The 26707-nt window shown below is 36.1% G+C and carries 23 protein-coding genes and 1 tRNA gene; 11 read left to right on the forward strand and 13 right to left on the reverse strand.

Annotated features, from left to right (window positions below):
• Positions 1–46 precede the first annotated feature (46 nt).
• Together AC06G9_RS09465 and AC06G9_RS09470 are read left to right on the forward strand one after the other, a co-directional pair.
• Positions 47–346: an NAD-dependent epimerase/dehydratase family protein gene (locus AC06G9_RS09465; protein WP_480958008.1), complete on the forward strand. Its 300-nt coding sequence runs from the start codon at positions 47–49 to the stop codon at positions 344–346.
• Entirely contained in the window at positions 270–1118 is an 849-nt protein-coding gene (locus AC06G9_RS09470; protein ID WP_480958009.1) for a Rossmann-fold NAD(P)-binding domain-containing protein, read from the forward strand. The genes AC06G9_RS09465 and AC06G9_RS09470 overlap by 77 nt, the downstream gene beginning before the upstream one ends.
• A gap of 244 nt (positions 1119–1362) precedes the next feature.
• Here the strand turns inward: AC06G9_RS09470 and AC06G9_RS09475 are convergent, their stop codons facing one another.
• The 3 genes from AC06G9_RS09475 to AC06G9_RS09485 all read right to left on the reverse strand — a co-directional run bounded on the left by AC06G9_RS09475 (position 1363) and on the right by AC06G9_RS09485 (position 4509).
• The gene (locus AC06G9_RS09475; protein WP_480958010.1) at positions 1363–2430 is read right to left on the reverse strand and encodes a 2,3-butanediol dehydrogenase; all 1068 of its coding nucleotides are present in this window, start codon (positions 2428–2430) and stop codon (positions 1363–1365) included.
• Between the two features lie 134 nt (positions 2431–2564).
• Positions 2565–3182: a hypothetical protein gene (locus AC06G9_RS09480; protein ID WP_480958011.1), complete on the reverse strand. Its 618-nt coding sequence runs from the start codon at positions 3180–3182 to the stop codon at positions 2565–2567.
• Between the two features lie 301 nt (positions 3183–3483).
• The gene (locus AC06G9_RS09485) at positions 3484–4509 is read right to left on the reverse strand and encodes a glycosyltransferase family 4 protein (protein ID WP_480958012.1); all 1026 of its coding nucleotides are present in this window, start codon (positions 4507–4509) and stop codon (positions 3484–3486) included.
• Between the two features lie 96 nt (positions 4510–4605).
• Between AC06G9_RS09485 and AC06G9_RS09490 the strand changes: the two genes are divergently transcribed.
• The gene (locus tag AC06G9_RS09490) at positions 4606–5226 is read left to right on the forward strand and encodes an HD domain-containing protein (RefSeq protein WP_434440884.1); all 621 of its coding nucleotides are present in this window, start codon (positions 4606–4608) and stop codon (positions 5224–5226) included.
• Between the two features lie 17 nt (positions 5227–5243).
• Here the strand turns inward: AC06G9_RS09490 and AC06G9_RS09495 are convergent, their stop codons facing one another.
• The 4 genes from AC06G9_RS09495 to AC06G9_RS09510 all read right to left on the reverse strand — a co-directional run bounded on the left by AC06G9_RS09495 (position 5244) and on the right by AC06G9_RS09510 (position 10480).
• Positions 5244–5951 (reverse strand): LytR/AlgR family response regulator transcription factor, encoded by a 708-nt coding sequence (locus AC06G9_RS09495; protein WP_045755948.1) that lies wholly within the window; start codon positions 5949–5951, stop codon positions 5244–5246.
• Positions 5948–7009 (reverse strand): sensor histidine kinase, encoded by a 1062-nt coding sequence (locus tag AC06G9_RS09500; RefSeq protein WP_480958013.1) that lies wholly within the window; start codon positions 7007–7009, stop codon positions 5948–5950. Before AC06G9_RS09500 ends, AC06G9_RS09495 begins: the two co-directional genes overlap by 4 nt.
• Positions 7009–8040, reverse strand: coding sequence for a histidine kinase (locus AC06G9_RS09505; protein WP_293924927.1), 1032 nt, complete (start codon positions 8038–8040; stop codon positions 7009–7011). Before AC06G9_RS09505 ends, AC06G9_RS09500 begins: the two co-directional genes overlap by 1 nt.
• 76 nt (positions 8041–8116) lie before the next feature.
• Positions 8117–10480 (reverse strand): carboxypeptidase regulatory-like domain-containing protein, encoded by a 2364-nt coding sequence (locus AC06G9_RS09510; protein WP_480958014.1) that lies wholly within the window; start codon positions 10478–10480, stop codon positions 8117–8119.
• A gap of 326 nt (positions 10481–10806) precedes the next feature.
• On the opposite strand from AC06G9_RS09510, the gene AC06G9_RS09515 reads away from it, so the two are divergent.
• Complete coding sequence (locus AC06G9_RS09515) at positions 10807–11121, forward strand: carboxymuconolactone decarboxylase family protein (protein ID WP_260949664.1); 315 nt, start codon at positions 10807–10809, stop codon at positions 11119–11121.
• Between the two features lie 293 nt (positions 11122–11414).
• Here the strand turns inward: AC06G9_RS09515 and AC06G9_RS09520 are convergent, their stop codons facing one another.
• Positions 11415–11888, reverse strand: coding sequence for an LIC11966 family surface protein (locus AC06G9_RS09520; RefSeq protein WP_293924931.1), 474 nt, complete (start codon positions 11886–11888; stop codon positions 11415–11417).
• A gap of 329 nt (positions 11889–12217) precedes the next feature.
• On the opposite strand from AC06G9_RS09520, the gene AC06G9_RS09525 reads away from it, so the two are divergent.
• From AC06G9_RS09525 to AC06G9_RS09540, 4 genes are all read left to right on the forward strand, one after another.
• Entirely contained in the window at positions 12218–15025 is a 2808-nt protein-coding gene (locus AC06G9_RS09525) for an ATP-binding protein (protein WP_480958015.1), read from the forward strand.
• 195 nt (positions 15026–15220) lie between these two features.
• Positions 15221–16024 (forward strand): helix-turn-helix domain-containing protein, encoded by an 804-nt coding sequence (locus tag AC06G9_RS09530; RefSeq protein ID WP_346574217.1) that lies wholly within the window; start codon positions 15221–15223, stop codon positions 16022–16024.
• A 130-nt stretch (positions 16025–16154) separates the two neighbouring features.
• Entirely contained in the window at positions 16155–17318 is a 1164-nt protein-coding gene (locus tag AC06G9_RS09535) for a serine hydrolase domain-containing protein (protein WP_480958016.1), read from the forward strand.
• A 390-nt stretch (positions 17319–17708) separates the two neighbouring features.
• Positions 17709–18161, forward strand: a complete 453-nt coding sequence (locus AC06G9_RS09540; protein WP_480958017.1) for a DinB family protein — start codon at positions 17709–17711, stop codon at positions 18159–18161.
• A gap of 418 nt (positions 18162–18579) precedes the next feature.
• Here AC06G9_RS09540 and AC06G9_RS09545 read toward each other — a convergent pair.
• Both AC06G9_RS09545 and AC06G9_RS09550 read right to left on the reverse strand, forming a co-directional pair.
• Positions 18580–18652, reverse strand: a tRNA-Lys gene (locus AC06G9_RS09545).
• A 222-nt stretch (positions 18653–18874) separates the two neighbouring features.
• Positions 18875–19828: an acetyl-CoA carboxylase carboxyltransferase subunit alpha gene (locus AC06G9_RS09550; RefSeq protein ID WP_045754133.1), complete on the reverse strand. Its 954-nt coding sequence runs from the start codon at positions 19826–19828 to the stop codon at positions 18875–18877.
• A gap of 160 nt (positions 19829–19988) precedes the next feature.
• Between AC06G9_RS09550 and AC06G9_RS09555 the strand changes: the two genes are divergently transcribed.
• Together AC06G9_RS09555 and AC06G9_RS09560 are read left to right on the forward strand one after the other, a co-directional pair.
• Positions 19989–22175 carry a glucoamylase family protein gene (locus tag AC06G9_RS09555; RefSeq protein WP_480958018.1) on the forward strand — a complete coding sequence of 729 codons (2187 nt, stop codon included), beginning with the start codon at positions 19989–19991 and terminating at the stop codon, positions 22173–22175.
• A 134-nt stretch (positions 22176–22309) separates the two neighbouring features.
• Entirely contained in the window at positions 22310–22831 is a 522-nt protein-coding gene (locus AC06G9_RS09560; RefSeq protein WP_244914447.1) for an OmpA family protein, read from the forward strand.
• 130 nt (positions 22832–22961) lie between these two features.
• Here the strand turns inward: AC06G9_RS09560 and AC06G9_RS09565 are convergent, their stop codons facing one another.
• The 3 genes from AC06G9_RS09565 to AC06G9_RS09575 all read right to left on the reverse strand — a co-directional run bounded on the left by AC06G9_RS09565 (position 22962) and on the right by AC06G9_RS09575 (position 24944).
• The gene (locus AC06G9_RS09565) at positions 22962–23696 is read right to left on the reverse strand and encodes a YggS family pyridoxal phosphate-dependent enzyme (protein ID WP_480958019.1); all 735 of its coding nucleotides are present in this window, start codon (positions 23694–23696) and stop codon (positions 22962–22964) included.
• Between the two features lie 12 nt (positions 23697–23708).
• Complete coding sequence (locus AC06G9_RS09570) at positions 23709–24413, reverse strand: AAA family ATPase (RefSeq protein ID WP_480958020.1); 705 nt, start codon at positions 24411–24413, stop codon at positions 23709–23711.
• An 81-nt stretch (positions 24414–24494) separates the two neighbouring features.
• Positions 24495–24944 (reverse strand): GNAT family N-acetyltransferase, encoded by a 450-nt coding sequence (locus tag AC06G9_RS09575; RefSeq protein ID WP_045754136.1) that lies wholly within the window; start codon positions 24942–24944, stop codon positions 24495–24497.
• An 88-nt stretch (positions 24945–25032) separates the two neighbouring features.
• Here AC06G9_RS09575 and pdxR point away from each other — a divergent pair, with 88 nt between their 5' ends.
• Positions 25033–26496, forward strand: a complete 1464-nt coding sequence (pdxR, locus tag AC06G9_RS09580) for a MocR-like pyridoxine biosynthesis transcription factor PdxR (protein ID WP_480958021.1) — start codon at positions 25033–25035, stop codon at positions 26494–26496.
• Positions 26497–26707 lie beyond the last annotated feature (211 nt).

Consider the following 26707-nt stretch of genomic DNA (forward strand, 5'->3'; position numbering starts at 1 on the left):
TCTTTGTTTTCCAACACAGGTAACTTTGTTGAAAACATAAATAATCATGATCGATAGAATTGCGTTGGTTGTAGGTGCTACGGGTATCACAGGTAGTAATTTAGCTCAGGAACTTGTGGCTCAGGGATGGAAGACGTATGGATTGGCACGTCATCCAAAAACAGTGAACTCCGAAGTCATTTCGGTAAAAGCCGACCTTCTGGATCCAGAAAGATCTAATAAGGGCATTGGAAACTGTGTATCCTACGCATATATTTTTCACCACTTGGATGCGTCAAGACTCGGAAACTGCAAATATAGAGGTGAACAGCCGGATGGTTCGCAATCTTCTGGATGTACTGTCTAAAAAAAATACAGTTGAACATGTTGCTTTGGTAACTGGGTTGAAGCATTATTTAGGCCCCTTTGAGGCTTATGTCGGCGCAGGTGTTTTCCCTAATACACCTATCCGCGAAGAGCAACCAAGGTTGCAGTATCCCAATTTTTATTATGCACAAGAAGATGAGATCTATCGAGCTGCCGATCGGGATGGCTTCACTTGGAGTATACATCGACCACATACCGTAATAGGTCACGCGATCGGTAATCTGATGAATCTTGGTGTGACGCTTGCTGTATATGCTAGTATTTGTAAAGAAACAGGAAAAAAGATGTTGTGGCCAGGTTCTGAAGCACAGTGGCGAGGTCTATCGGATGTGACAGACAGCAAGATATTGGCTCAGCAATTAATCTGGGCTGCTAGCAATAAGGATGCGAAAAATATGGCATTTAATATTGTGAATGGGGATGTATTCAGATGGAGCTGGATGTGGGGACGTATTTCACACTATTTTGGTGTTGAATCTGAAGGGTTCAATGGCACAATCACACCACTTGCAGATCAACTGGCAAATGAAAGTCAGACTTGGCAAGATATGGTCAAAAAATATGGCTTAAATAATCATGAACTATTTGAGCTCGCTTCACCTTGGCATACAGATCTTGATTTGGGAAGACCTATAGAAGTCATGGTCGATATGGCAAACAGTAGAAAGTTGGGCTTTAGTGCTTATCAAAATACGGAAGATTCATTTATCAAATTATTTGCACAGTTACGATTAGAAAAAATAATTCCATAATCATTCTTTTTTGCTATTTAGGTATTAATTGGCATCTTGTTGATCGAGATAAAGGTGGACCTATAGATTACGTTGGATTTGTACAGGGGATGGATATCATCAGTAGGATAATAGTTGTAGGTGGTGAGGAATGTGCTTAATGAACAAAGCTCAATGAATAATTGAGCTTTGTTTATAGTTTGATAAGTTTTGATTACTGTCTATTTATAGATATGGTTGCTTATGCTTATCAATTCTGAAACGGTTAACTTCCCTGTATATCAATTAAGATTTTGACTTCAGTTGGATCATTAACTAATGCTTCAAACCCCTCTGATACAATATTATCTAACACAATTTTACGTGTGACCAATTTTTCTACTGGCATTCGGCCGCTATCAATCAAGGAAATGACATGCGGAAAAATATTCCGATAAGCGATGATTCCTTTCACAGTAATCTCTCGCAGTACTTGATCTAGGGCATCAGTAGTAACTGGTTTTCCAAAAAGAGCGACTAAAACAGCAGTTCCACCGTTTTTTAAGCTCTGAATGCCAGTGGTATAAGAGGCCTGTACACCAGCACAATCTAGAAAAACATCGACTCCAAGACCGGTGAGGTTTTTGATTTTTTGAGGAATTTCATCTTCTTTTGCATTAATAATATGTGTTGCACCGATCGTTTTTGCTTTTTCAAGGCGTTTATCAGCGATATCGGTAACGATCACAGTAGTAGCACCAGCAGCAATTGCCGCCTGTACGCACAACAGACCAATAGGACCCGCTCCTGAAACAAGTACGGTCTGGCCAATTTTAAGACCACTTTGAAGTACAGCATATACTGCTACGGCAGCAGGTTCTACCAATGCTCCTTTTTCAAAAGACATACTATCTGGTATCTTGTGGACCATGTAATCTTCTACCACGACATAGGATGCGAAACCGCCATTGCTGGAGAGTCCGATAAATCCTAATGGCTCGGATAGGTTATATTTACCATTAGCAATAAAAGGACTATCAAAATTCTTGAAAATAGGTTCTACCACCACGCGGTCGCCTACCTGTATATGTTGTACACCTTCACCTACAGCATCAACGATGCCCGAAAATTCGTGACCTAATGTTGTGGTTCCTTGATGGCCATTGAGCGGATACGGTTTGTCTACTGGGATCAGTTGTGGTCCGTGTACATATTCATGTAAGTCCGACCCGCAAATCCCCGCAAACTGAACTGCAATTTTAACTTGACCAGCCTGTGGTGAAGGAATTTTTGTAGGTTCTACTCTGATATCTTTTGCTGCATACCAACGCGCAGCTTTCATTGTGTTATCCATATTGTTATCCCTTTAAGTTATACACTAAGGTAATCAAAGATCATCATTGAAGAAAGCCAATTTGGGTGATTGATATCACATATATTGGTGAATTTAATCATTTGAAAGCTGGTGCCGAAGATTTGAAGTTGTCTTTATTTTGGATCTTTGGTCAGTTTTTTGAATATATGTTTGGTATTGTACCATGTTGCCAAATCATTGACAGATAGCATGTTTTTAGGGCTTTTAAACACATACTCATTATTGCTGAAATATCGTGATGAATCGACTAAGCCATCGTTATGTCCATTTTCTGCAAATAAATAAGGAGGCGTAGCTTTTTGAAAACTATAGAACGATATATAATGCTCAATGATATCATCCTTCTTTAATCCATACAGTGCCCAAAACTCAGCATATCGATTCCATTGGTATATCGTATCGTTGCTTACCCGAAATCTGAAATTATTTTTTTCATATTTTTCAGGTCTTTCAAAAATACTATCATTTCTAACAATTAAGGTATCATACTTTAAATCTATTAATTTGTAAGGGTTCCAAAATGATTCTGGTTTTTCCGTTTTGGAAACTTCTACACCACCATTCACAGATCCTTTATATACCTTAAAATCAATAATCTCCTCTTTTAAAAATAAATAAATTGATTCTTTGGGCTGTGGCTCTTCTGGTATAATGTTCTCGTCATTACTTTTACTACAAGCAGTGACTAGTAGTATGAACATGAATAAATAGGCGAAATAGTTTAATTTCATTTTTTAGGATTTACTTAATTTGAGGTTTATGTTTTATAAGTTTACTAAGTATTGCTGTATATGTTTTTTGTATGTACTTTATTTCCATTATTGTTTTTTTTCTTCTAACAATGCGCATTTAATCATTTAGATATTATAATAAACCGAATATAATTAAATGATTCTATTATATGGCTATATTTTCTATTTGTATCAAGAATAATAAAGAAAACAATATAAATATTGAAATGGGATCAACAAAATAACATAAACCATGCCTTACAGGTAGTGAAGCATTTTTAAAATTATGATTGTCCCATCACTATTTACCTAGAATCTTTTTATAGGCTTCGACGTAGTTTTGGCACATTCTTTCCTTCGAGAAATGATTTTCCACTTTTTGCCGACAAGCTAATCTGTTGATCGAATGAATATCTTTCACCATTTCTATAGCTTCTTCTATATTTTCGGCTAGAAAACCATCCCGGCCATTATCAATAAGTTCGGGCATACTACCTTTGTTGAATGCGACAACTGGAGTGCCGCAGGCCATAGACTCAACTACCGATAAACCAAATGGTTCGCTAAAATTAATAGGATGTAACAGTACACTTGCATTGGATAACAATTCATTTCGTTTGTCTGAACCAACAGAACCTATATATTCGATCTTACCAGGTTGTAAATGAGGTTGCACATGCTGGTTGAAGTAATGTTCATCTTGAATAATACCCGCCATAATGAGACGTTTACCAAGTGCTTGTGCTATTGCGATGGCTTCTTTAGCACCTTTATCATGATGAATGCGACCATAAAACAATAGGTAATCTTGTGGATTGTTATTAAAGGTAAACTGATCTAGATCGATACCATGGTAAATTGTCGTAAGGTAATCTAATTCTTCAGAGCGATCAGCATTGCTTATGGATATGTAATGACTATCCTCGTTGTATTTTTTATAGACAGGTAGGATGCTGCCGGATGAAAAGCCATGTATTGTACTAACAACGGGAGTTTGCACAAGTTTCGAATAAGTGAGGGGGAGAAAATCAAATTGATTGTGTATAATATCAAATTCATGCGCATTTTCGAAACATTCTGAGATATGGAGCGATTCCCAGACTTTGGCATTGATATTTCGATCTTCTTCATACCCAGCAGGACATACGGCTTGTAAACGTGATTGGGTAATGGAATTACCAGTCGCAAATAAGGTGACTTCTATACCTAATTTGACTAGTTCTTCTGTCAACAAGGACGTAACTTGTTCCCATGGACCGTAGTGGACAGGAGGTGTTCGCCATGCGATAGGCGAAAGCATTGCAATTTTCATATCAGTACAACGCATGACCGCTACTTTTGTTACTTTTAATCTATTGCAATTCTTTTTTTTATTATATTTAAATACAACACATCATATTAAAGATGATGATGGTGAATGCTGATGTTAAGAAATACATTTATAGAACTTTTGAAAAATTATACCAAAGATGACTCATTAATAGATCATTTATGGACTGAGATCGTTGAACATTATGCTGCTCATAATAGGTATTATCATACGCTGCAGCATCTCGATAATCTATTGTTATTATTGATCGACTTAAAAGAAAAGATAAAGAATTGGGACGTTATTTTATTTACTTTATATTATCATGACATTATTTACGATCCATTACAGTCTGATAATGAAGAGAAAAGTGCTGATCTTGCAGAAAAGAGGATGAAACAAATCGGTGTTTCTAATCACATCATAAAGCTCTGCAGAAAACAAATTCTAGCAACGAAGTCACATCTGGAATCAACAGATAGCGATACTAATTATTTTACAGATGCAGACCTATCTATTTTAGGACAAGCATGGGAAATGTATGCCTTGTATTTTCAAAATGTGCGAAAGGAATATGCGATCTATTCAAATGCCATGTATCGTGTCGGAAGATTAAAAGTCTTAAAAAAATTTTTATCGATGCACCGTATTTTCAAAACAGCGTATTTTTATCAAAAGTTTGAACAACAGGCTCAAGAAAATTTAAAGAAAGAAGTTGTGCAGCTTGAGGGATGATATCGTCAAGCCGACTATTATTTTAACTTCAACATGCACTCAAGAAAACTATTTTTATAAGCACTCCCAATACCGATCTCATAATCTTTGATAAATACATCATTATTATCAAACGAGTTGATGTGCGATTTATTGACGATAAAAGACCTGTTGATCCGAAGGAACAATTGCTGAGGCAATATTTCATGGATCTGCTTGACTAGCATCCGCGTAATGATCCTCTCATTTTGGAGCTGAATAATAACATAATCTTTGAGCCCTTCAATAAATAATATATCATGGTGCTGTATCTTGAAAAATCTGCGGTCCGATTTGACAATGATATAATCTTCTTGTGTTTGATCCAGGTCTTTTTTATTCTCTGCCAATAATAATGTGTGATAATGAATAGCTTTATCCACAGCTTTTTTTAATTTCTTAGGATCTATCGGCTTTACTAAATAATCAATAGCATCAACTTCGTAACTGTCTACTGCATATTGAGAAAAGGCTGTTGTAAAGATGATAAGCGTTAATTTGGGTATACTGCGTGCAAACTCTAAACCGTTGATCCCCGACATGCGAATATCGAGAAATATCAGATCGATCGGGGTATGCTTTAAGAATTCGGATGCGGTTTCGGCACTATTAAAATTTCCTAATAATTCCAATTGTGGAATCTGGTCAACCATTTTTTTGATGCCTTTGCGTGCAATTGGTTCATCGTCAACTATAATGTATCTCATTGTAAATTCAGGTATAAGGTAACTGTATATGTTTGATCCGTATCTGCAATATGCAGCTGATGTCTTTTGTGGTAAAGTAGTGCTAAACGCCTTTTGATGTTTTCCAATCCCAATCCACCGATATCGCTTTTTGAAGGTGCACTTGGTTTCGAATTTTCGCAAAAAAAGTAAAGTTGCTGGTTTACTATTTTGAACTCGATATTGACATAGGAACCTGCACTATCGGAACTATGTTTTACGGCATTTTCTACAAAATGAACGAACAGCATAGGCGGTATGTCTATCTTATCAAAATTTCCTTCTTTTTTCAAGCTAAAATCGCATTGATCACGTCTTAGCTTTTCCAATTCCAGATAATCTTCTAAAAATTTAATATCTTTCGATAATGTGATTTGTCCGATTTTATTATCGCTAAATTGATACTGAAGTATATTTTCCAATTTTTTTAGGATAATCGATGCGGTGATCGGATCATCGTCAACTAGAATATTAGCATTATTGATCATGTTAAATAGAAAGTGTGGATTGATTTGACTTTTTAGAAAACGTTGTTGAATGCGAGAGGTCTCCAATTGTAATTGATGGATGCGATGATTATTGATGAGCCACTGTTTGAATAGTTGTAAGGCTGATATTCCGCCTAAAAAAAGTACAATAGCAAACAAGGAGGAGATTATACTGAAAAATATAGCGATGGGCGCTGGCTGTTGTCTAGTAACGGCAATATCATAAAAAAGCTGTTGAAGTAAAACCATGATACACAGTGCAAATAGGGTGAAAATAACTACATAAATGAGATAAGCAGCCATTTTATTTTTGGCCAAAAATCTCGGAAATAGTATATCTTTATTTACGTATACAAGACAATTTAAAAATAAATGATAACTGAGCCAACCTAAGATGCGATCTGTAGATAAGTTAAGCTTGTCAGGTGTGTCGAAAAATATGCCGATGGATATAGCCAGGATGGCAGATTGTAATAGTAAAGTCCTCGTCAGATGATATTTCTGGTCGATCAGTAACTTGGTTATCGAATTGGTGTTTAAAAAACTTTTCATTATTTTGATAACGCTAGTTTAAGGGTAATAGATCCAGTTTCCAACTGTAATATATACTGGTCGCTATAGGTCAGATCAAGTCTCTTTCGTATCGAAGTTAATTGATCATCGAGCGCTCTTGTAATTGAATGCGATTTGCATATAAACGTGAGCATATTATTTTCTACATTTGAGCTGATCTCTAGCGTATTACTTTTTTTGATAAAACTTTGAACTAATGTCAAGAGTAACATGGGGGATATCTGGTGATACATCTGTGGCTTGTCAATCTTAAGTCGGTATTCTAAAACGGGTCTACACCGTTTTTCAAGTGATATGAATTTAGTAACATAAAGGAGTTCCGAGTTTAATAAAGTTTTTTCCTGTTGGGCGTCATAAAGTTGATAGCGTAATAATTCGCTTAATTTGAGCAGGATATCATTTGTTGTTTGCGGATCTTTTATTGTCCATAATGAAGCATGGTGTAATGCTCGCGACAAAAATTCTGGCGTAATCTGCCCCTTAAGCTTATTGAGTTCGGATGTAAGATGTTCTATTTCTAGCACGCTCACGTGTTGGTTTGTTAAAGACCATGTCCGGTACAGCAAAATTAAAGAAATCCCACAAAAACAGATCAGTGTTATGACAGAAGTGGAAAGAATATCCACCAATATTAAGGGACTTGAATAATCTGCTATCCTGTGGTTTAGTTTTGCCCAATTGCGCACCCCGTACTCTATCCATAACGATAGTAAAGGTAAGCATAGCATACAGATCATGGTGATGATCAAATAGGACAATATGCGGTCTCTGAGCAGAAATTTTGGCGTTAGATAGAAATAATTAAAATACATGATGATCAGGTAAGTTAATAATGAAGATCCGCCGATCAGATAGAGATAATTACCTAGAAACACTTGGCAATCCTGATAGGCAATGAGAACCTGATTAAATGTGATCACGGCAGCAAACATAATGAAGAGCACGTGTCTGCAGATCTGATATTTTTTATCGAATACAAAAGAGCTTAGTAGGTGTTTTTCCTTAATCATGCAATGTTTTAGAAGGTATGGTTTAAGATACATTAAAATCTATTGTTTAGCAATTTTTAACCAAATGACTTTTCTGCTAAAGGTCGATCCTATAACTCACGTTAAATAGTGAATTGGCTGCAAAGTAGGGTTCTATGGTTTGCGTAATCATATTAAATTTATGTTTTATATATTCTCTTTGCTTTGTAGCATTTACGCTTTTTAAGGCAAATGTATGTGAAAATCGACCTCGATTCATTTTATAGCTGATTGTGAAATCACCAATAAACATGGAGCGAAACTGTTTTTCAAACATGTGATTTGCGTCATACTGAACTTCTTTATCCGGATGTCGTAAGGTTGCAGCTTCATCTACTGGCGTATATCGTTGTCCTCCCAATGTGCTCGCCTTAAAATTGACCCCTAGGATATCGCTTCCAAAAATCCATTCCTTGCCCGCTAAAAAATTGAACACATAATTACGGTTGTAGCGGGTATTGTACCATTGTCCATCTGCAGCTAGATATTTTGAATCAAACAAGGAGGTTGTCAACAAGTAATAATATCCTTTTTTTAAGGATTTAGAAAGTGTGAGGTCAACACCATAGTTTTTACCTCTGCCTTTGTTTACAAGTGGTTGTGTAGTATAAAAATCAGTCCTATTTATGATAGAATAATTTCCTATAGCTGTAATCGGAACGTCGTATTGAAATTGAAAATAAGGTTCTATTTTTAGATGCATGTCAGGCGAGATTTCTTGGTTATAACCGACAGTGAACTGATGGCTTTTTAGAAATGCCAAATTGCGATTACTCAATTCATCGTTATTATTTTTAAAAAAATAAACATCAGGTCTTTCAATGCGGCTATGTAGGCCATATGCTGCTGAAATGTAACGGCGGGGTAGTACATCCCATTTTAAACCGACTCTTGGTTCTATGGCTGTCTTTTTATTAAGCATGAGGTGCTGCACATTAAATCCGCCGATAATGGCGAAATCTTCGCTAATATTTATCTTTGAATTGGAATAGGCTGAAACCATATTTGTCCGACTATTTGAATGGGCAAAATTCATTAATTGATGTCCATAATAAGGGGTATGATCCACATTCATATCATAATGGATATGGGTAAATGTCACTCCCGTTTTATTGATGTGATTGGGATGAAATCTATGTTGTAAGGTGGAGCTGATGATCTGGTTTGTCGTATTATACGTTAAATCAGTCTTAGGACTTTTATGGCTTTCAATGTCATAAAATTCTTCATGAATATGATTGCCTGAATAGGTGGTAGCAAATGTGCTTTTTAGAGAAGTTTTATTATTTTTAAAGAAATAGTGGTGCGATATACCTGCTGCTCCTGATTGTTGGTCAGCAGAAGACAGTACACCCTCATCCAAATATTTTCTGCTGCTTGTTTGATCTAAAATCGGAGCAACTTCATCGACCAAACCGAAGCCCCAAATGGAGAATAAGCCTGATTTTTTGGTTGGAAAATTTAGATTGAAGTTTAAATCTTGATAACCAAGTTTTCCGCCTAGATTTTTGTCTTTTCTTATTTTTTCTAATAGTCCAGTAGTCGAGTAACGATAATTGATGATGTAAGTAGCATTGCTGGATTTAGTGATAGGACCTTCGGAAGCGATATCGATGCCCAAAAGACCAAGCTGAAAGCTATGGTTGTGCTGTTGTGTATTTCCTTTGCGCATTTTGATGTCAAATACTCCAGAGATGGCATTGTTATATTCGGCAGGAAATGATCCGATCAAGAAGTCTGAATTTCCAATGACATTGTTGCTCAACGCAGATAGAAGACCTCCGCCTAGTACATTGATATCCGAAAAATGATTAGGACTTGGGATCTCAATACCTTCAAGCCGCCATTGTAATAGGCTAGGAGCATTGCCGCGAATAGAGAGCCCATTGCTTGACATACTAGAAGTGGTCACTCCGGCATAGGTACTGACTAACCTAGCAGGATCGTCCATGCCCCCAGCAAAACGGCTAGCTTGCTCTGGACTGAACGTCTGTCCTCCAACAATAGTAAATGGATTCAATGGTTGTTTCTGGTGGATTTTGGGTTTTGATTCCACTTCCTGCAGCGTAATTGTATTTTCATACATCGGAATTTCCATATCTATCTGCTGGACCGATCCAACAAGTATTTCCTTGATGATCAGACTCTCGTATCCTATCAAAGATGTTTTTAGTTCATATCTTCCAATTGGAATATGTTCAAATACAAATCTTCCGTCTACATTTGTCTTCGTTTGTCGTAGATGCAAACCCATAATTTCTATTGTGGCATTCTGTAGTGCCTGACCTGTGGTTGAGTTATGTACAAATCCTGATATGGTTTGATCAATCTGCTTATTTTGAGCATAAAGTATGCTGTTGGTCAATAAGCAGATCATGAGCAGCAGTGATGTTAAAAGTGGGTAAGCTTCTTTTTTTGTCATTTTTTGTCCAGTTTATTTTGACAAAAATATTTTTTGTTGGTAAATCAATTCTGATTATGAGATCAACCGCGCTTATTTTGATGCCAGTAAGATACGGGCATCGACGAGGTACGCTTACCTGATTTTTTTAATTGATTATGCGAGGCACTAAAAGCAAAATTGGTAGTCGATCTGAATTTTTAAATATGCTATTTAATGTTCTTGGTATATTGTGGCGAATGATTTTTTTTACTAAATTACCATTATTAATTATGTGTTTAAATTGGTAATCGATATTGCTTCGTACTTTACTAAACATAGATAGTTGGGAATATAATAACATTAATATGATGGAAAAGCATAATCCTTACGCTGCTTTTGAGAGAGAAGCACCTGAAGTATTTAAGGGATTTAATGGTTTGGTCGAATCACTTATGGACACCAAAGCTCTTGATCCAAAAACAAAGCAGTTAATTTACTTGGGTATTAAAGTGGCACAGGGTGACCAGACTGCTGTGATGTTTCATGTACCCATGGCTAAACAGCTAGGTGCAACGAGAGATGAAATAAAAGAGACCATTTTACTTACGTTGACAGTATGTGGGTTAAAAGGGGTTAACACCTGCTTGGTACAAGCTTTGGAAATTTATGACAGTGAATAAAGAAGATTTGGATTAATGGCCCGATATTGATGAAGTCTTGAAACAAAAATACGCGGAAGGGGACATGTTTTCTGACCTGAGATCTATAGGCAAGCTTTTTTATCCCTACGGGAGAGTTAATCCTGAAATCTTGGAGTATGTTAGGACGAGCTTTTAGCATTTGAGGGTGCTATTCAGGTGGTAAGATGGTATGTGTCGGACGAATCACGTAAACAGGAGTTTTCATGTATCGTACTAAATCATTAAAAGACAGTAAAGCCAGTAATTTTTTTTGTACTGGCTTTACTGTTTTTTTATTTTCTTGCGTAGTCTTTCTCAAATTTATCGGAAGCAACATTCACACCGTTGGCCATATTTTCAAAGGCTGTGTTGATGTTGTCTAGTAATGTTTGTTCTGCTTCTGAATCTGTTGAGTTGCTTTTACGGATACTGATCAGTTTAGGGTAATCCTCTGAAACAATTTTACCATATCCCCGAAGTCCTTGTAGGACAGCTTTTTGAAGTTGATCATCACCATTAAAATCACCTAGTTTTTCAACTTTTTTAATGTCTTCACTAACTGCATCTTTCCATTTTAGAGCTACTTTTTCTGCATCATCATATTTTTTAGATTGCATCGCTACGTTCATTTCATTCACATGTTGCTCTTCACTATTGATAATCGTCATCATTTCATTATTGTAGCTGATCGCATCTTTTTTTCCGCCACAGCTTGAGAATGTGCATATCATTACTAAGATTGTAATTGTTGAAATCGCTTTTTTCATTTTTTTTTGATTTTTATGGTTTCATTTCATTATTAAAAGAATCTGTTCTTTCAGTATAGTACAAATTTAGATGATGATGTATGATGGGCATATCCCTGAATACAGTGGTTTTTAATATTTTCACATGACATCATGCTGTATAGTATTTCGTTTCATTACAGAATCCAACTTTTTGCTTTATAATTCTTATGGAAATCTTAATTATAAAATTAAATTTCCTATAAGTTTTAATTTGATACATTCTTTTGATCTGATTTCATGATTTGCTATTTAAAATGTATCTAATATTTTATTATATTAGTGATCATATAAAATAATCTCGAATTCTAATGCTATTAACTGACGGAGAGGATCTATACAATATCGTATTGAATGCACCTATTGGAATCTGCATACTGAATGCTGATACGCTTGTTGCCGAGATCGTCAACGGGAAGTTTCTTGAGGTAGCAGGTAAACCTTACGATGCTATATTCGGCAAGTTCTATTGGGACGCTTTTGCAGAAGCTCGAACGCACTATGAGTCAGCTCTTGCTGGTGTAATCCTTAGCGGAGAGCCCTACTATGCTAATGAGGTGGAGTTAATGCTAATTCGTCACGGTGAGGAAGAAATAGTTTTTGTGACCTTTGTTTATGCTCCGATTAAGGATAAGCTTGGCCAAGTAATTAAGGTCGCGGTTTGGGTGCTTGAAAATACGAAGCAAGTTGCTGAAAAGAAAGAACAGGAAGCTGAAAAGCTGACTTTCAAAAAAGAACGTGATCGTTTGGAGCGCTATTTTATGCAGGCTCCTGTAGGTATCTGTATTTTGCAGGGGCCAGAACTTATTTATGAGCTGACCAATACGGCCTATGACCATATGTTGCTTGACCGTAAATTGTTGGGACGCCCAATTTTTGAGGCTCTACCTGAGTTGGTCGATAGTCCTATACAACAAATGCTCCTGAAAACATATTATGACGGTACACCCTGTGAAATGAATGATGTACTTATACCGGTTTCAGCATTTGAAGGTGGTCCTACAAAGGACCGTTATTTTAGTTTTAGTTTCCAAGCAAGGAGAGATGAAAATGATGTGATCGATGGGGTGGTCAATATCGTTTTTGAGGTGACTGGTTTGATACAGATACAACAGGAGCTTTTAGATGCGAGGGAGTATTCCGAGCAACAGAAGAGGGTATATGAAACAATTACTTCTAATACGCCAGATCTGATGTATGTTTTTGATCTTAACTGTCGTCTTACTTACGCCAATAGTGCACTACTGTCTATGTGGGGCAAAACATGGGAAAACGCAATTGGAAAAAGCCTTCTCGAAAATGGATATGAACCTTGGCATGCTGAGATGCATGAACGCGAGATTGCAACGATCACGAAGACACGACAATCTATCAGAGGAGAGGTGTCTTTTCCCCATGCATCTTTAGGAAGACGCATATATGATTATATTTTGATACCCGTGCTTAATCAAGATGGTGAAGTAGAAGCAGTCGCTGGTACAACTAGGGATATTACTGAACGTAAGGTTTGGGAAGATACATTGGCACAGAGTGCGGAAAAGCTACAGGCTATAAACGAAGAGCTTGAAGCTTCCAACGAAGAACAAGCAGCTTCTAACGAGGAGCTCAGCGCAATTAATGAAGAGTTGGAACAGCTGAATAAAGAGTTGTTGGAGGCAAAGCAAAAGATCGAGGAGGGTGAAGTTGCACTTCGTCTGGCCGTCAGTGCTGCTAATTTTGGTACGTGGTTTTTGCATTCTGTGACACGTGAATTCATTACTGATACCCGTCTGAAACAATTATTTGGATATTTTCCGGAAGAGCAGCTTTCTTTTGAAAATGCTTTGGCGCAAGTCCGGGAAGATTATCGGGATTATGTTTCTGCTAAACTCGAATATGCGATCTATCATAATGGCAATTACGACGTTACCTTTCCTGTAATAGGTTATCATGACCAGGAACTACGTTGGTTACGTTGCATTGGAAATCTCAAAGCTGATACTTCAGGCACTTTTTCTACTTTTACGGGTGTAGTGATGGATATCACTGAACAGCACTTGGCGGCAAACAATGTGGAGCAAGCGGAAGAGGGGCTAAGATTAGCTATTGAATCGGGAGAACTCGCTATATGGTATCTTGATCAAAAACTTGGTACAATCATCGCTTCTCCTAGATTCAATGAGATGTTTGGACTGAGATCCGATGAGAACGTACCATTTGATGCTGTCATTGCCCAAATTTTGCCAGAATATCGTCAGATGGTAGAGGATGCTGTAGCTGCGACTTTTGCAACAGGAGCAAATTTTAATGTTGAATATGCAGTGACTGGATTTCATGACGGGAAGTTACGGTGGGTCCGTTCAGTAGGAAAATATGTACAGAACACCAAGAATGGTAATTATATCGCTGGCGTGATGGCTGATATAACTGAACAAAAAACAGACGATATACGCAAGAGTGATTTCATTGGTATGGTAAGTCATGAGCTCAAGACACCACTAACCTCGCTAAATGCTTATCTGCAATTGTTACAGCAAAAATTGAAGTCGTCAAATGAAAAGTTTGCTATCAATGCTCTGGATCAATCGGTAAAACAGGTCAGGAAAATGACTACTATGATCAACGGTTTCTTAAATATATCCAGACTAGAATCGGGTAAGATCCATATCGATCTGCAACATTTTGATATTGCTGAGCTAGCTGCGGAAACGGTGTCTGAAACAAAGCTCATGGTTACTACTCATAATATCATCCTTAAGCCTATTGCTCCAACTTTCGTAAATGCGGATAGGGACAAAATCGGACAGGTTATCAATAATCTGATCAGTAATGCGGTTAAATATTCTAAACCAGATACGTTGATTGAAGTTTCTTGTATCACTGATGGTCAAGAAATGCGCGTTAGTGTCACTGATGAGGGTATCGGTATTAGAGCAGAAGATATTAACCAACTCTTTGAACGTTATTATCGCGTAGAAAGTACTAAATATATTTCTGGTTTTGGGATAGGACTTTACCTTTGTGCTGAAATCATTAAACGTCATGAAGGTCGGATATGGGTTGAAAGTGAACCCGAAAAAGGATCCACCTTTTATTTCAGCCTCCCCATTGTGAAATCAACGACTTTGGATACTGACTGACGGTTCTATACCTGTATACAGTACCTAGCAAAATGACTGTTATGAAAGATAAGGCTCTATGTAGATGTTCAAAACAAAATCGTAAATAAAGATCAAAGGGGTTAATTTGTAATTAGGGACCATAAATATGATAGAAATCTGTACAAGATTTTGTCTTTACCTGATCTGCAAGCCACTTTGAAAATGTTAACAAGAATGAAGTTAGAGTTTTACAAACCGAAAAATCAAATACTAAAAAAATATATTGAAGGGTTTTATTTTCTTACTCAGGATAAAATATCCAATCAAATTAAATATTTGACATTCCCCAACAACTATTGTGTCCTTTCTGTTAATCAACATGCGGTAGTTGAACTTACACAAAGACAGATTCTAATTTCAAGTTGTGAAGATCAGTATATTATGGCTGATTTTGTTTCGCGTTATTCTGAGCCTATAGAAGTGATATATCAGGGTTTTATTAATGAAATCACTATTTACTTCAAACCTCTTGGAGCCAATCATTTTATGGACAGTGCAAAAATTTTCAATCTACCAATCATGACTGATTTTAATCCATTTGATGATTTTAAGCCTAAAATGGAAATCATTTTTAATGAAGGAATGCGTGAGCGTCAACTTGAGCTATTGGAAATTTATTGGCTTTCTAAATATGATAAGCAGGATTTATATCAGATGCAGCAGATCTTGATCGATGTGGAATCGGATTTGAAAATTGCGCAGGTTGCAGCTAAACACCAGGTTTCAAGAAAACATATCACCACGATGTTCTTAAGGCATGTGGGTAAAACACCATCTGAATATCGAAAAATACATCGATTTAGAAATACACTGCTAAATTATAAAAACAGCAAAAATTTGACTACACTTTCTTATGGAAATTTTTTTTATGACCAATCGCATTTTATTAAAGATTTTAAAGCATTAACTCATCTTCATCCAAGTGTGTTCTTCAAACAGGTGAATACAGAAAAGGAAAATATGTGGTTTTTTATTTGAACGGTTACATTTTTACAATTTTTAGAAAATAGAGTTGCCTTACTTTGTCTTGAAATTACATTTCGGTTATCAGCAATCATAATCTGACTGTTTTTTTTCTTGACGTAGCTTTTTTTAATACTAGAATACAATGAAAATCATTTTTTTGACCATCAGTCTTTTTTTTACTTATACGATACATGCTCAATCCATCAATCCTGAAAAATTGAGCGAACTTTTAAGACAAGCTAAAGAACACAATAGCGAGGCTGTGATTATATATCAAAATGGAAATTTTGTTACTGAAAACTATTTTGCAGCAGGGTATGCCGATAAAAAGATTGAGGCGATGTCTGCTACCAAGAGTATTATTGGGCTTGCTGTAGCATGTATCTTAACTGAAGGGTTGATAGACAGTCTCGATACTCCTGTTTGGTACTTTTACCCCGAGTGGAAACAAGGGAGGAAGAAAGATATTACCATTAGGCATTTGGTTCAGATGACTTCTGGTCTTCAAAACCATCCAAATGCTGGTGAAGAAATTTATCCTAGTCCAGATTTTGTTCAGCTCGCCTTAGCTGCAGAACTCTCAGATACGCCAGGTGAAGTGTGGTCGTACAATAATAAGTCGTTAAATCTGATGGCGGGAGTGATTCAAAAGATAACAGGGAAAAGAATGGATGTATATATTGGTGAAAAGTTGTTTTCACCATTGGATATTACTGATTTTACATGGACTCTGGATCATGCCGGCAATCCACATGTGATGTCGGGATGTCAAATCAAACCTAAAGATCTCGTCAAATTGGGGATTCTAGTTCTTAACAGAGGTCAGTATAACGATAAGATCATAATTAAACCTGAATATATTGATGAAGTTGTCAAACCTTGCCCAAAATTTGCAGGCTATGGTATGCTTTGGTGGATCGATTACGATCAAAATATATCTATTGTGGATGATGAAATTATTAATAATATTCAAACTGCAGGAATTGATTCTTCTTTTGTGCAGAAATTAAAGTTGATGAAAGGTGTATATCCAACAAACGAGGCATTTTTATCGCAACTTCGAAAAGTTTTTGGGGACCAGTATAATGAAATTATTTATACAACACTTTTAGGTAAACACAAAATAAGAAAACGTGAATTCAAAGGCAATGTCAGTTATAGAGCTGATGGGTTTTTGGGTAATTATTTAATTGTGAATCCCAAAGAAAATATCGTTGCTGTACGTATGATAAGTTATGATAGTTTTAGAGATCAAAACGATAATTTTAATTCGTTTAAAACTATCATAAATAATTTAAATGATTAGTATGGGTCTGATTATTCTCTAGAGTTCCATAGGTTTTTACCGTTTTAAAAGAATACATTCATGAATTGGATAAAAAACACCACATGAGATGGAAATGTTTTGCCGAACAAATAGAAATTGCTAGCATAAAAGACTCCACTTTTAGGTTGCAATTCCAATAAGAAAGGATATCTCTAAAAAATGGACCATGCCAATGTATAATTGAGGTTTGACCATATCCCAACTTTACATTAAATTTGGAGATAGGCTCAAATTCGATAGACGATTTTAGGATTAGGTTAATTATCCAATGACATAGTTGGAACACTCCCTATTGAATATTTGTGCTATATTGTCCGACTATCGCAACCGCCCAAAACTTTACATAAATTTTAAAAAAATCCTTTCCAAATGAAAGAAAAACTTATAGAACTTTTTGAATATAATTATTATTTTAATAATAAATTGATTGAATTTATTTCTGAAAATTTTCAATTAAAGCCAGAAAAATCGGTGAAACTTCTAAATCATTTAATAAATGCTCAGCAAATTTGGAATGCAAGAATAAATAATGAAAGTGAATTTGAAGTATGGCAGATTAATGATTGGAATAATATTTCAAAAATAAATGCAGATAATTATTCGAAAACTTTGGAAATTATTCATAATGAAAATCCTAGGAATATTATTGAATACAAAAATTCAAAAGGTCAAATATTTATAAATAAGATTGAAGATGTATTATTCCATGTTATAAATCACTCAACTTATCATCGTGGTCAAATTGCAACAGATATTAAAACTAACGGAATAGAACCTCTAACTACTGATTATATTTTTTATAAGAGGAAAATCGAAGAGTAAAAAAACTGCCTATAACATCGGTTTGGCAATATGGTAGCAGGTCAAGCTAATGTTTACTTTTTCTATTTCAACACATTTAACGTTGATTAATCATTACTAATTTTGATCACAATTAAGCTATCCAAATGGTTAAAACAATACCGCCATTTGGTTCGAATTCGGATGTAACTAAAATTAGTGTGAAAGGCTAAAAAATATGATTTAAACGGGAAAAGTACATTTTAGTGCGCTTCTTGCGATCCAGCTGGGATTTTACTCAGCTCTGCTGCCCAAGTTCTACCTTAAGTGGGAAAGTTGGCTCAGCCTCACCATTCCCGAGCACATGACGCGAGCCTATATTGAATCTAACCCATCTCGACACTTGTATTCGAATCCAACAGAAATAAAAAATGCTTCACATTTCTGTGAAGCATTTTAGTGATCCCGCTGGGATTCGAACCCAGGACCCATACATTAAAAGTGTATTGCTCTACCAGCTGAGCTACGGAATCTTACTCTTTTTTAAAGTTGCCTTCGTTGTTTGGAGTGATGCAAAGGTAGAAAAATCTAATAAACAGGACAAATATATGGTCGGTTTTTTTTGAAATATGTCGTAACGTATTCTATTTTAAAAACTTATTTTTTTATAATACAGGAGTAGGAGCGGATATGCTAAGAAAAAAAGGGTCGGTTTTATCCAAACCGACCCTTTTCATGTTAATGCTAAGTACATATTACTCGACAACTACACCCATATTGCTGAATTTTGCAATGCGCTCATCAACTAAGATATCCTTGTCCTTTGCAGTTAAGATCGCTAGATCCTCTACTAATTTTGTTTTTAAAAACTCTGCTGCCAATTCTGGATTTTGATGCGCCCCGCCTAAAGGCTCTTTAATGATACCATCAATAAGACCATTGCCAAGCATGTCTTTAGAAGTCAATTTAAGAGCTTCTGCTGCTTTTTCTTTATGATCCCAACTTCTCCATAAGATAGAAGAGCAAGATTCAGGAGAGATCACCGAATACCAAGTATGCTCTAGCATGTAAACCCGGTCACCGATACCGATACCCAATGCTCCGCCAGACGCACCTTCACCGATTACCACACAGATAATAGGTACTTTTAATACCGACATTTCCAGTAGATTACGTGCAATAGCTTCACCTTGACCTCTTTCTTCAGCTTCGAGTCCAGGATAAGCACCCATAGTATCGATTAATGTAACGACAGGTTTGTTAAATTTTTCTGCCATTTTCATTAAGCGAAGGGCTTTACGGTATCCTTCAGGGTTTGCCATACCAAAGTTGCGGTATTGACGCTCTTTTGTATTTTTACCTTTTTGATGACCGATTACCATAACCGATTGTCCTCCGATTGAAGCGAATCCACCTACGATTGCTTTATCATCTCTTACAGTACGATCTCCGTGCAATTCGATGAAATCATCGCAGATCATATTAATGTAATCAAATGTTTGCGGTCTTTCAGGGTGACGTGACATTTGCACATTCTCCCATCCAGATAAATTACCGTATATTTCTTTCTCAGCGTTCGCTAATTTTTCTTGTAGCTCCAACACAGTAGCGCTCATATCGACTTTCGTCTTTACGGCTACTTGTTCCACTTTTTCTATTTGCAATTGCAAGTCCGCAATTGGCTTCTCAAAATCAAATGTAGTTTTCATATAAAGTTGTTATGAAAAAATCAGATGGCTAAATTAGTGCATTTTTTCCGAAATTAAAATTACGTATGACATTTACATTGGAAATCCTTTATTACTTTTGTGTTTCAATAAAGTAGAGATGGCTTACTTTTTGTATGATTATATTTATCAATTTATGCGCATGTCAAAAAAAATACTATTCATTATAGGTTTATCTCTTTCTTCTGCAATGAGCTTGTCTGCACAAACTTATCCTGAAGTTGTGTTTGAAAATAGTCTCCTTTCGGGTAATTACGCCAAAAGTCTGGTGGAATATTCGGGAGATAGCTGGGTGCAGAATGTAAAGAAAAATTTACCCACAACAGATTCTTTATTTTTTACTCCTGGTAATTCACTTTCGTTACGTTACTTGTCATCTCGAGCAGGAACATGGAGAGTTGCTTTACTCAATGATCGGCACAAAGTAAATTATCAAGTGGTGGCAAATGATGTGTTAACCATAAAATTATATGTGCAGAGCGCACATACAAAAGAGAAAACACTTCCGAAAATTCAATTGCTGCAAGGAGCTAGTGCAACTAACGTGTTGGATTTAGCACCTTTTATTGATGACTTTGATCACGATACATGGTTAAATGTAGAGATTCCTTTATCGAAGTTTTCAAATTTGAAAGCTGGTGAATCTATTTCTGAAGTAGTGTTTTCTCAAAACACAAGTGACGAAATGACTCATCAGCTTTTTATCGATCAAGTGGAGTTTTTACCTAAAAACCCACCACGAGTCAAGTTGTCTTCTGGAGCTATTCTATCGCAAGTCACCAGTATCGATAAACAAGTGGAGTTGCAGTGGCAATTGCCGCTGACACCAAGTATCCGTTACATCAAGATATATCGCTCAACGGATAATGTTGATTTTAAGCCAATTGCTATTCGTCCTGTATTTATGCAGAAGTGCTATGATCTTGTCGAAGAATTTAATAAGAAGTATTATTACAAAATTGCATGGGTAGACTATGATTACGTAGAATCTCCCTTTTCTACTGTTAAAGAAATTTTAACAAAACCTGCTACAGATCTGGAACTGTCCAATTTGGTTAAATTAGCAAATGTTAACTATTTTATCGAAAACTATGATATCAATAGTGGTCTTTTTCTACCCAATAAGGCAAATAAAAAGGCGATAGTTTCTATTGAAGAATCAGGCTACGCTATATTATCATTGCTGGTAGGGGTTGAAAATAACGTTATTTCTCGACAAGCTGTTCTGATGCGATTGACTAGAATGATGAAATTCTTAAATAAGGCACAAAATCATGAAGGTGTATTTTCATCTTTTTATGATGGCAGGGAGGGAGTTCCTGTATACTTAAATAATGTACAAATGTACGATGTCAAGGCAACATCTACGCTGATAGAAGCACTGCTCGTGGCCCGAGAATATTTCTCTAAAGATAGTCCAGAGGAAAAGAATTTGCGTGATGCTGTGAATGGATTATGGAAGCGTGTGAACTGGACTAAGCTTACCTCAACATTCAATCCTCATGCTTTAGTAGATCAATGGTCGGCAATCGATAGTACCGCTCAATCTAAAAATTTAAATGGGCTGAATGATGGTCTGAGTACTTATTTATTAGCCATGTCTTCACCAACTTTTCCTTTATCTGATGCTAGTTATATAGCAGGTTATGCAAGGAAAGTAGCTCCTGTTGATAGCAATTCTATAGTTTATCCTGTTTCAAAGATTGATCAGGATGCTAAGATTGAATTGCGTACCGATTTTACTACTCCGCAATTGATGATGAATGGAACTGTTTCGGTTGGAGATTCTTTAATTTTTCAAGATCATACTTTATACGGAAAGAAGATAGCGTTAGGAGATCTAAATAGCAGTATGATCGATTTTTATAGACCATTTCTAACGCTTGATCCTCGTGGCAAATACGATGGTCATGTGGATTATGGTCAGTTGGCGAGTAATTATATTTTAGCTTATAAAAGGAGGGATAATGAACTGAATCTAGGATCTACCTATACAGATATCTGGGGTGTCCAAAATCCAGCAGACCCACATGGACATTATCTGATTAATCCAGCGATTGGAATTTCAGCGGTTGCCTTTGAACAGGAAATTGGGCAAAAATCATTGCGTAAATTTTATGATCAGTATGCTCAGGTTTTGTTTACGCAATATGGTTTTAGATCGTGGATTGATTTAAAAAATAATGATGTTTCTGATGATTTTAAAGCGAAAAATCAAGCTACAGTTGCTATTTCAATGGAAAATGCAAAGTCTGGTTTAATATGGAAGTTGTATAATCAAATACCAGAGATAAACGCCACGCTGAAGAAAATATACATAAAGAAGTAAGGATTGCTCCCATGTGGCAGCACGCATTATTGAGGGCTAAGATTTCATTTCTTAGCCTTCTGTTTTTCGGGAGTTCACTTTTTTTTATATCTTTACTTTTAATTTTTGCGTTCATAAAAAAATCCAAACAATCGATGATAAAAAAAATAAATAGTATTGCTGTTGCTCTAATTTGTTCGGTTTCTATATTCTCATGTAAACCACAAGCTGTTATTGTTAACCCCGGTGCTGTTGTCAGTATCGATGGTACTGACGATGGTTTGAAAAATGTAAAGCGTGATTTTGAAGATGCAACTCGTACAGATGAAGGTATCAAATTTACTATTTCATCTGATTTGCTTTTCCCGACAAACTCTTCTTATTTGACGGATAAGGCAAAATCCGAATTGAGTAAAGTGGCAACACTTTTAAAAGAAAATAAAAGTAAAATCCGTGTTGATGGTCATACTGACGCAACAGGTACGGTGGAGTATAATCAATGGCTGTCCGAAAAACGAGCTAACTCTGTTAAAAAATTCTTGACCGATGCTGGTATTGCAGAATCGAGAATTGCAGCAAAGGGAATTGGGCAAACTAAACCAGTTGCGGATAATAAGACTCCAGAAGGACGACAAAAAAATAGACGTGTAGAGGTGATTATTTTGGATGCAAAATAAGTAAACTACAATCTTAATTGTATAGTAAAAATAATAAAGGCTTTCAAATAAAAATGGAAGCCTTTATTATTTTTTTAAAAAATTAAATATCTCATCATAAGTTTGATGCTGGAGTAACCAATGCACTTATCTATGCACGAGTTTCATTCCAATAATAAGAATCTGGATATATTCGAGCTCCAAATATGGCTGTCCCAATACGTACGATTGTTGCGCCTTCTGCGATTGCAATCTCGTAATCTCCACTCATCCCCATCGACAACTCTTCCATGCTGACATGCGGTATATCAGCTTTGATAATCGCCAATTGTAAATTTTTAAGCAGTCTAAAACATTCTCGGACTTTTTCTTTGTTTGTACTAAATAAACCAATAGTCATAAGGCCTTTAATGCGAATGTTGTCAAGTAGTGCTATTTGCCTAACTAAATCAAGCGTTTTTTCTGGATATACTCCAAATTTACTTTCCTCTCTCGAAGTATTTACTTGAATTAAGATGTCAATAAACCGATTGTCAGCCTTTAGTTTTTGATTTAATTTTTGTGCTAAATCTAGGCGATCGATCGATTGAATGCAGCCGACATCATATTGTAGTAGGTATTTGATTTTATTGCTCTGCAAATGCCCGATAAAATGGCTATTATGAGGACTGTTTTTTAAGTGATCGTATTTTTTCCCTAATTCTTGAACCTTGTTTTCTGCAATACATGTATAGCCGGCAGATAATGCTATCTGTATGCGGGCCGGGGGTACTGTTTTAGTTGCTAGCAGCAATTTCACTTCTTTAGGATCTCGGTGATTTTGAAGACAGCAGGCCGTGATCTTTTTTTGGATAAATTCAAGATTGTCTAGGATGATGTCGCGCATATTTTATTGTTTTTATTGCCGTTCTAATTTTGCTATGAGGAGTGCTTTAGCTTGTGTAAATGCATAATCTTTGGCTTCTGCATACGAAATCTCGTATTTTCGCTTAAATTGTTTAATTTCTTGGGGTAAGTTTTCGCTCAGCTTATCGTAGTACTGATTTAATTCGAATTGCGTCGGTAAATGATAGCTTATCTGTACCTGGAATCTACGTAACAATGCCTTATCAATAATTTCGGCATGATTAGTTGCGACAATCAATAATACGTTCTGTGGAAGATAGTCGATCAGCTGGATCAAGGTATTGACCAGACGTCTCATTTCACCAACATCTTTGTCATCATTTCCTCGTGCTTTCCCAATTTGATCAAATTCATCTAAAAACAGCACCGCTCTTTCTCGAGTCGCTTTATCAAATATTTGTTTGATATTTTGTGATGTCTCACCAATTCGAGCACATACGATGGTGCTGAGATTAAGTATCAAAATTGGCTTATTCAGTGCCTGTGCTATTGCTTTAGCAGTAGTAGTCTTTCCACAGCCTGAGCTACCTTGTAATAATATCTTATTATTTACAGGAAGTCCATACTGAAGTAGTTCTAAACTGTAGTTGTGCTCTTTTATCAATTGCTGTATGGCATCTCTATTTTCTTGGTTGAGAAAAATATCCGCCAATTCAGTTTTTTCTCCTTTGGTGATGATCAGATCCGAAATATTCATGGCAGCAATTTATTAAATTTTGTATGGAATTAATGATGGTTTTTTAAGAATGACGAACGTTTTACGTTCGCCATCTCTAGTTTACGATCTCCACCAGTGATAGTAGTTATGTAGCCCATCATATTCAAATCCACATCGAGGATATAAGTTATTGCCTACATCATTTGTTTTTTCAGTCTCTAACATCAATCCGCATGCATTCGTTTCCTCGCACCAAAGTTTGCTTCGATCTATCAATGCAATAGAAAGACCTTGACCACGAAAATCGGGGTGAACATACAGATCACTTAGTAGCCATTGTTTCGCTAGTTTTGTGTAATGGAATAATTTGTAAAGTTGAACAAAACCGACTGCTTGATTATCTACCACGACTAAAAATATAGTGGATTCATTGTTGATAAATCTTTCTCGGAGAAAATCCTTTCCTTTTTCCAGATCAGATTCCTGACGGTAAAAAATGCGATAAAGGTTAAATAATGTAGCTGATTCATCTAGATCTGCTAATGTTGCTTGTTTGATTAAAAATGCCATTTGTTTTATTTTTTTGATTGATGTGACAAAATTATCTTTAAATAGGACTATCTTTATGCTCCAGTTTTAAGTTAATCAGTAGTCCAGTATGCTTCCGTTTGAAAACATCATTATCATTGACAGGTCAAGTACTACACCCATTTATCGGCAGGTTGCTCTTGCCATTATCAATGCTATATGTGATAGTGTGCTAAAGCCTGGATCGCATTTGCCCAGTAGCCGTGAATTGTCAAAAACCTTATCTGTTCATCGCAAAACAGTGATTGCGGCTTATGATGAATTGCAGTCTCAGGATTGGATTACTGTTGTGCCCAGAAAATATGTTGCTGTTTCAGCCTGTATCCCAGTACTCAAGGCACAGAAGTGGAGTCAACCTGTAAGACGTGTTACCTATGGGGAGGATTTATCTGTTGGATATAAAACAATAGCAACGGATTTGTTATCTAGATCAACAGATCATTTGAAGACTTTAATGATTGATGATGGCTATCCCGATATCCGTTTATCTCCGATTGATGATTTATTGAAAACCTATCGTACTTTTACCAATCGCAAAACTATTTCTAAAATTGCTAATATCGGCACGGCACAAGGTGTATTAAAACTGCGAGAGCAGCTGGCAAATTATTTAATTGAGTCTAGAGGACTTGCTATGTCTGCGGAGCATCTTCTCATTACTCATGGTGCGCAGATGAGTATTTATCTGGCTGCTCAATTGCTATTAAATGAGAAGTCAAGTATTATAGTAGGTCACCCCAATTATCCTTTAGCTAGCCAAGTGTTTAAAGCGACAGGTGCTGAAGTTATACCGGTTCATGTTGATGCCGAGGGGATTGATACGGATGCGATTGAAGCATGGTGTAAAGTGAAAAATATTGAGGCTATTTATGTGATCCCACATCATCACTATCCAACTACGGTAACTTTGTCTGTAGAAAGGCGTTTGAAATTATTGGCCCTTGCTGAAAAATACGCTTTTATTATTATTGAAGATGATTACGATTACGATTATCATTATACCTCTTCTCCTTATCTACCGTTGGCAAGTGGTCATCATCGAGGAAATGTGATTTATATTGGATCTTTCTCTAAAATATTAGATCCTTCTATCCGAATTGGTTTTATGGTGGCACCACAGCGATTTATCGAACAGTGTGTAGCCTATAGAAGAATGATTGATGTTGGCGGAGATGGATATATGCAACATGCTTTGGCAGAGTTGATCAGTGATGGTGAATTGAAGCGGCACTTGAAGAAAGCAAGAAAATGTTATCGATTAAGACGTGATTATTTGGATCAATTGCTCCGTGAGCGATTGAGTTCATATGTTACATATCGCTTACCGGCTGGTGGTATGGCGATTTGGTTATGGTTAAATCCTGAATATATGATTGAAGATTTATTGTTAAATTGTTCTCTGCAAATTGTTAGAGTTGATGTGGAGCAAAATGCTTTTCGATTTGGTTTTGCATCATTAACACAAATAGAGCTGAATCAGGCAGTTGAGGAGTTAGAAAAAGCATTTAAAATGATAGAATTGAATAAAAGCTGACTATAACTTTATCGGAAGAGTATTTTTGCCCTTTTAATATGCTTTATCGTGTACTTAAAGGGTTAAGAATTTTTATTAAAATGACGTTTTTTCAGTTTTAGTGAGGAATAATTTTGTAAATTAGTGGACTTTTTAAAGGTATTAATTTTAGTGTTTTTAAGAGGTTTATTTATTGATAGTTAGCTGTTTAGAAAAAGGATAAAGGAAGAAG

The sequence above is a fragment of the Sphingobacterium sp. MAE genome (assembly GCF_056711605.1).

Coding starts and splice junctions, on each gene's coding strand:
- AC06G9_RS09465 (WP_480958008.1), top strand. CDS start 47: ATGATCGATAGAATTGCGTTGGTTGTAGGTGCTACGGGTATCACAGGT.
- AC06G9_RS09470 (WP_480958009.1), top strand. CDS start 270: ATGCGTCAAGACTCGGAAACTGCAAATATAGAGGTGAACAGCCGGATG.
- AC06G9_RS09475 (WP_480958010.1), bottom strand. CDS start 2,430: ATGGATAACACAATGAAAGCTGCGCGTTGGTATGCAGCAAAAGATATC.
- AC06G9_RS09480 (WP_480958011.1), bottom strand. CDS start 3,182: ATGAAATTAAACTATTTCGCCTATTTATTCATGTTCATACTACTAGTC.
- AC06G9_RS09485 (WP_480958012.1), bottom strand. CDS start 4,509: ATGCGTTGTACTGATATGAAAATTGCAATGCTTTCGCCTATCGCATGG.
- AC06G9_RS09490 (WP_434440884.1), top strand. CDS start 4,606: ATGTTAAGAAATACATTTATAGAACTTTTGAAAAATTATACCAAAGAT.
- AC06G9_RS09495 (WP_045755948.1), bottom strand. CDS start 5,951: ATGAGATACATTATAGTTGACGATGAACCAATTGCACGCAAAGGCATC.
- AC06G9_RS09500 (WP_480958013.1), bottom strand. CDS start 7,009: ATGAAAAGTTTTTTAAACACCAATTCGATAACCAAGTTACTGATCGAC.
- AC06G9_RS09505 (WP_293924927.1), bottom strand. CDS start 8,040: ATGATTAAGGAAAAACACCTACTAAGCTCTTTTGTATTCGATAAAAAA.
- AC06G9_RS09510 (WP_480958014.1), bottom strand. CDS start 10,480: ATGACAAAAAAAGAAGCTTACCCACTTTTAACATCACTGCTGCTCATG.
- AC06G9_RS09515 (WP_260949664.1), top strand. CDS start 10,807: ATGATGGAAAAGCATAATCCTTACGCTGCTTTTGAGAGAGAAGCACCT.
- AC06G9_RS09520 (WP_293924931.1), bottom strand. CDS start 11,888: ATGAAAAAAGCGATTTCAACAATTACAATCTTAGTAATGATATGCACA.
- AC06G9_RS09525 (WP_480958015.1), top strand. CDS start 12,218: ATGCTATTAACTGACGGAGAGGATCTATACAATATCGTATTGAATGCA.
- AC06G9_RS09530 (WP_346574217.1), top strand. CDS start 15,221: ATGAAGTTAGAGTTTTACAAACCGAAAAATCAAATACTAAAAAAATAT.
- AC06G9_RS09535 (WP_480958016.1), top strand. CDS start 16,155: ATGAAAATCATTTTTTTGACCATCAGTCTTTTTTTTACTTATACGATA.
- AC06G9_RS09540 (WP_480958017.1), top strand. CDS start 17,709: ATGAAAGAAAAACTTATAGAACTTTTTGAATATAATTATTATTTTAAT.
- AC06G9_RS09550 (WP_045754133.1), bottom strand. CDS start 19,828: ATGAAAACTACATTTGATTTTGAGAAGCCAATTGCGGACTTGCAATTG.
- AC06G9_RS09555 (WP_480958018.1), top strand. CDS start 19,989: ATGTCAAAAAAAATACTATTCATTATAGGTTTATCTCTTTCTTCTGCA.
- AC06G9_RS09560 (WP_244914447.1), top strand. CDS start 22,310: ATGATAAAAAAAATAAATAGTATTGCTGTTGCTCTAATTTGTTCGGTT.
- AC06G9_RS09565 (WP_480958019.1), bottom strand. CDS start 23,696: ATGCGCGACATCATCCTAGACAATCTTGAATTTATCCAAAAAAAGATC.
- AC06G9_RS09570 (WP_480958020.1), bottom strand. CDS start 24,413: ATGAATATTTCGGATCTGATCATCACCAAAGGAGAAAAAACTGAATTG.
- AC06G9_RS09575 (WP_045754136.1), bottom strand. CDS start 24,944: ATGGCATTTTTAATCAAACAAGCAACATTAGCAGATCTAGATGAATCA.
- pdxR (WP_480958021.1), top strand. CDS start 25,033: ATGCTTCCGTTTGAAAACATCATTATCATTGACAGGTCAAGTACTACA.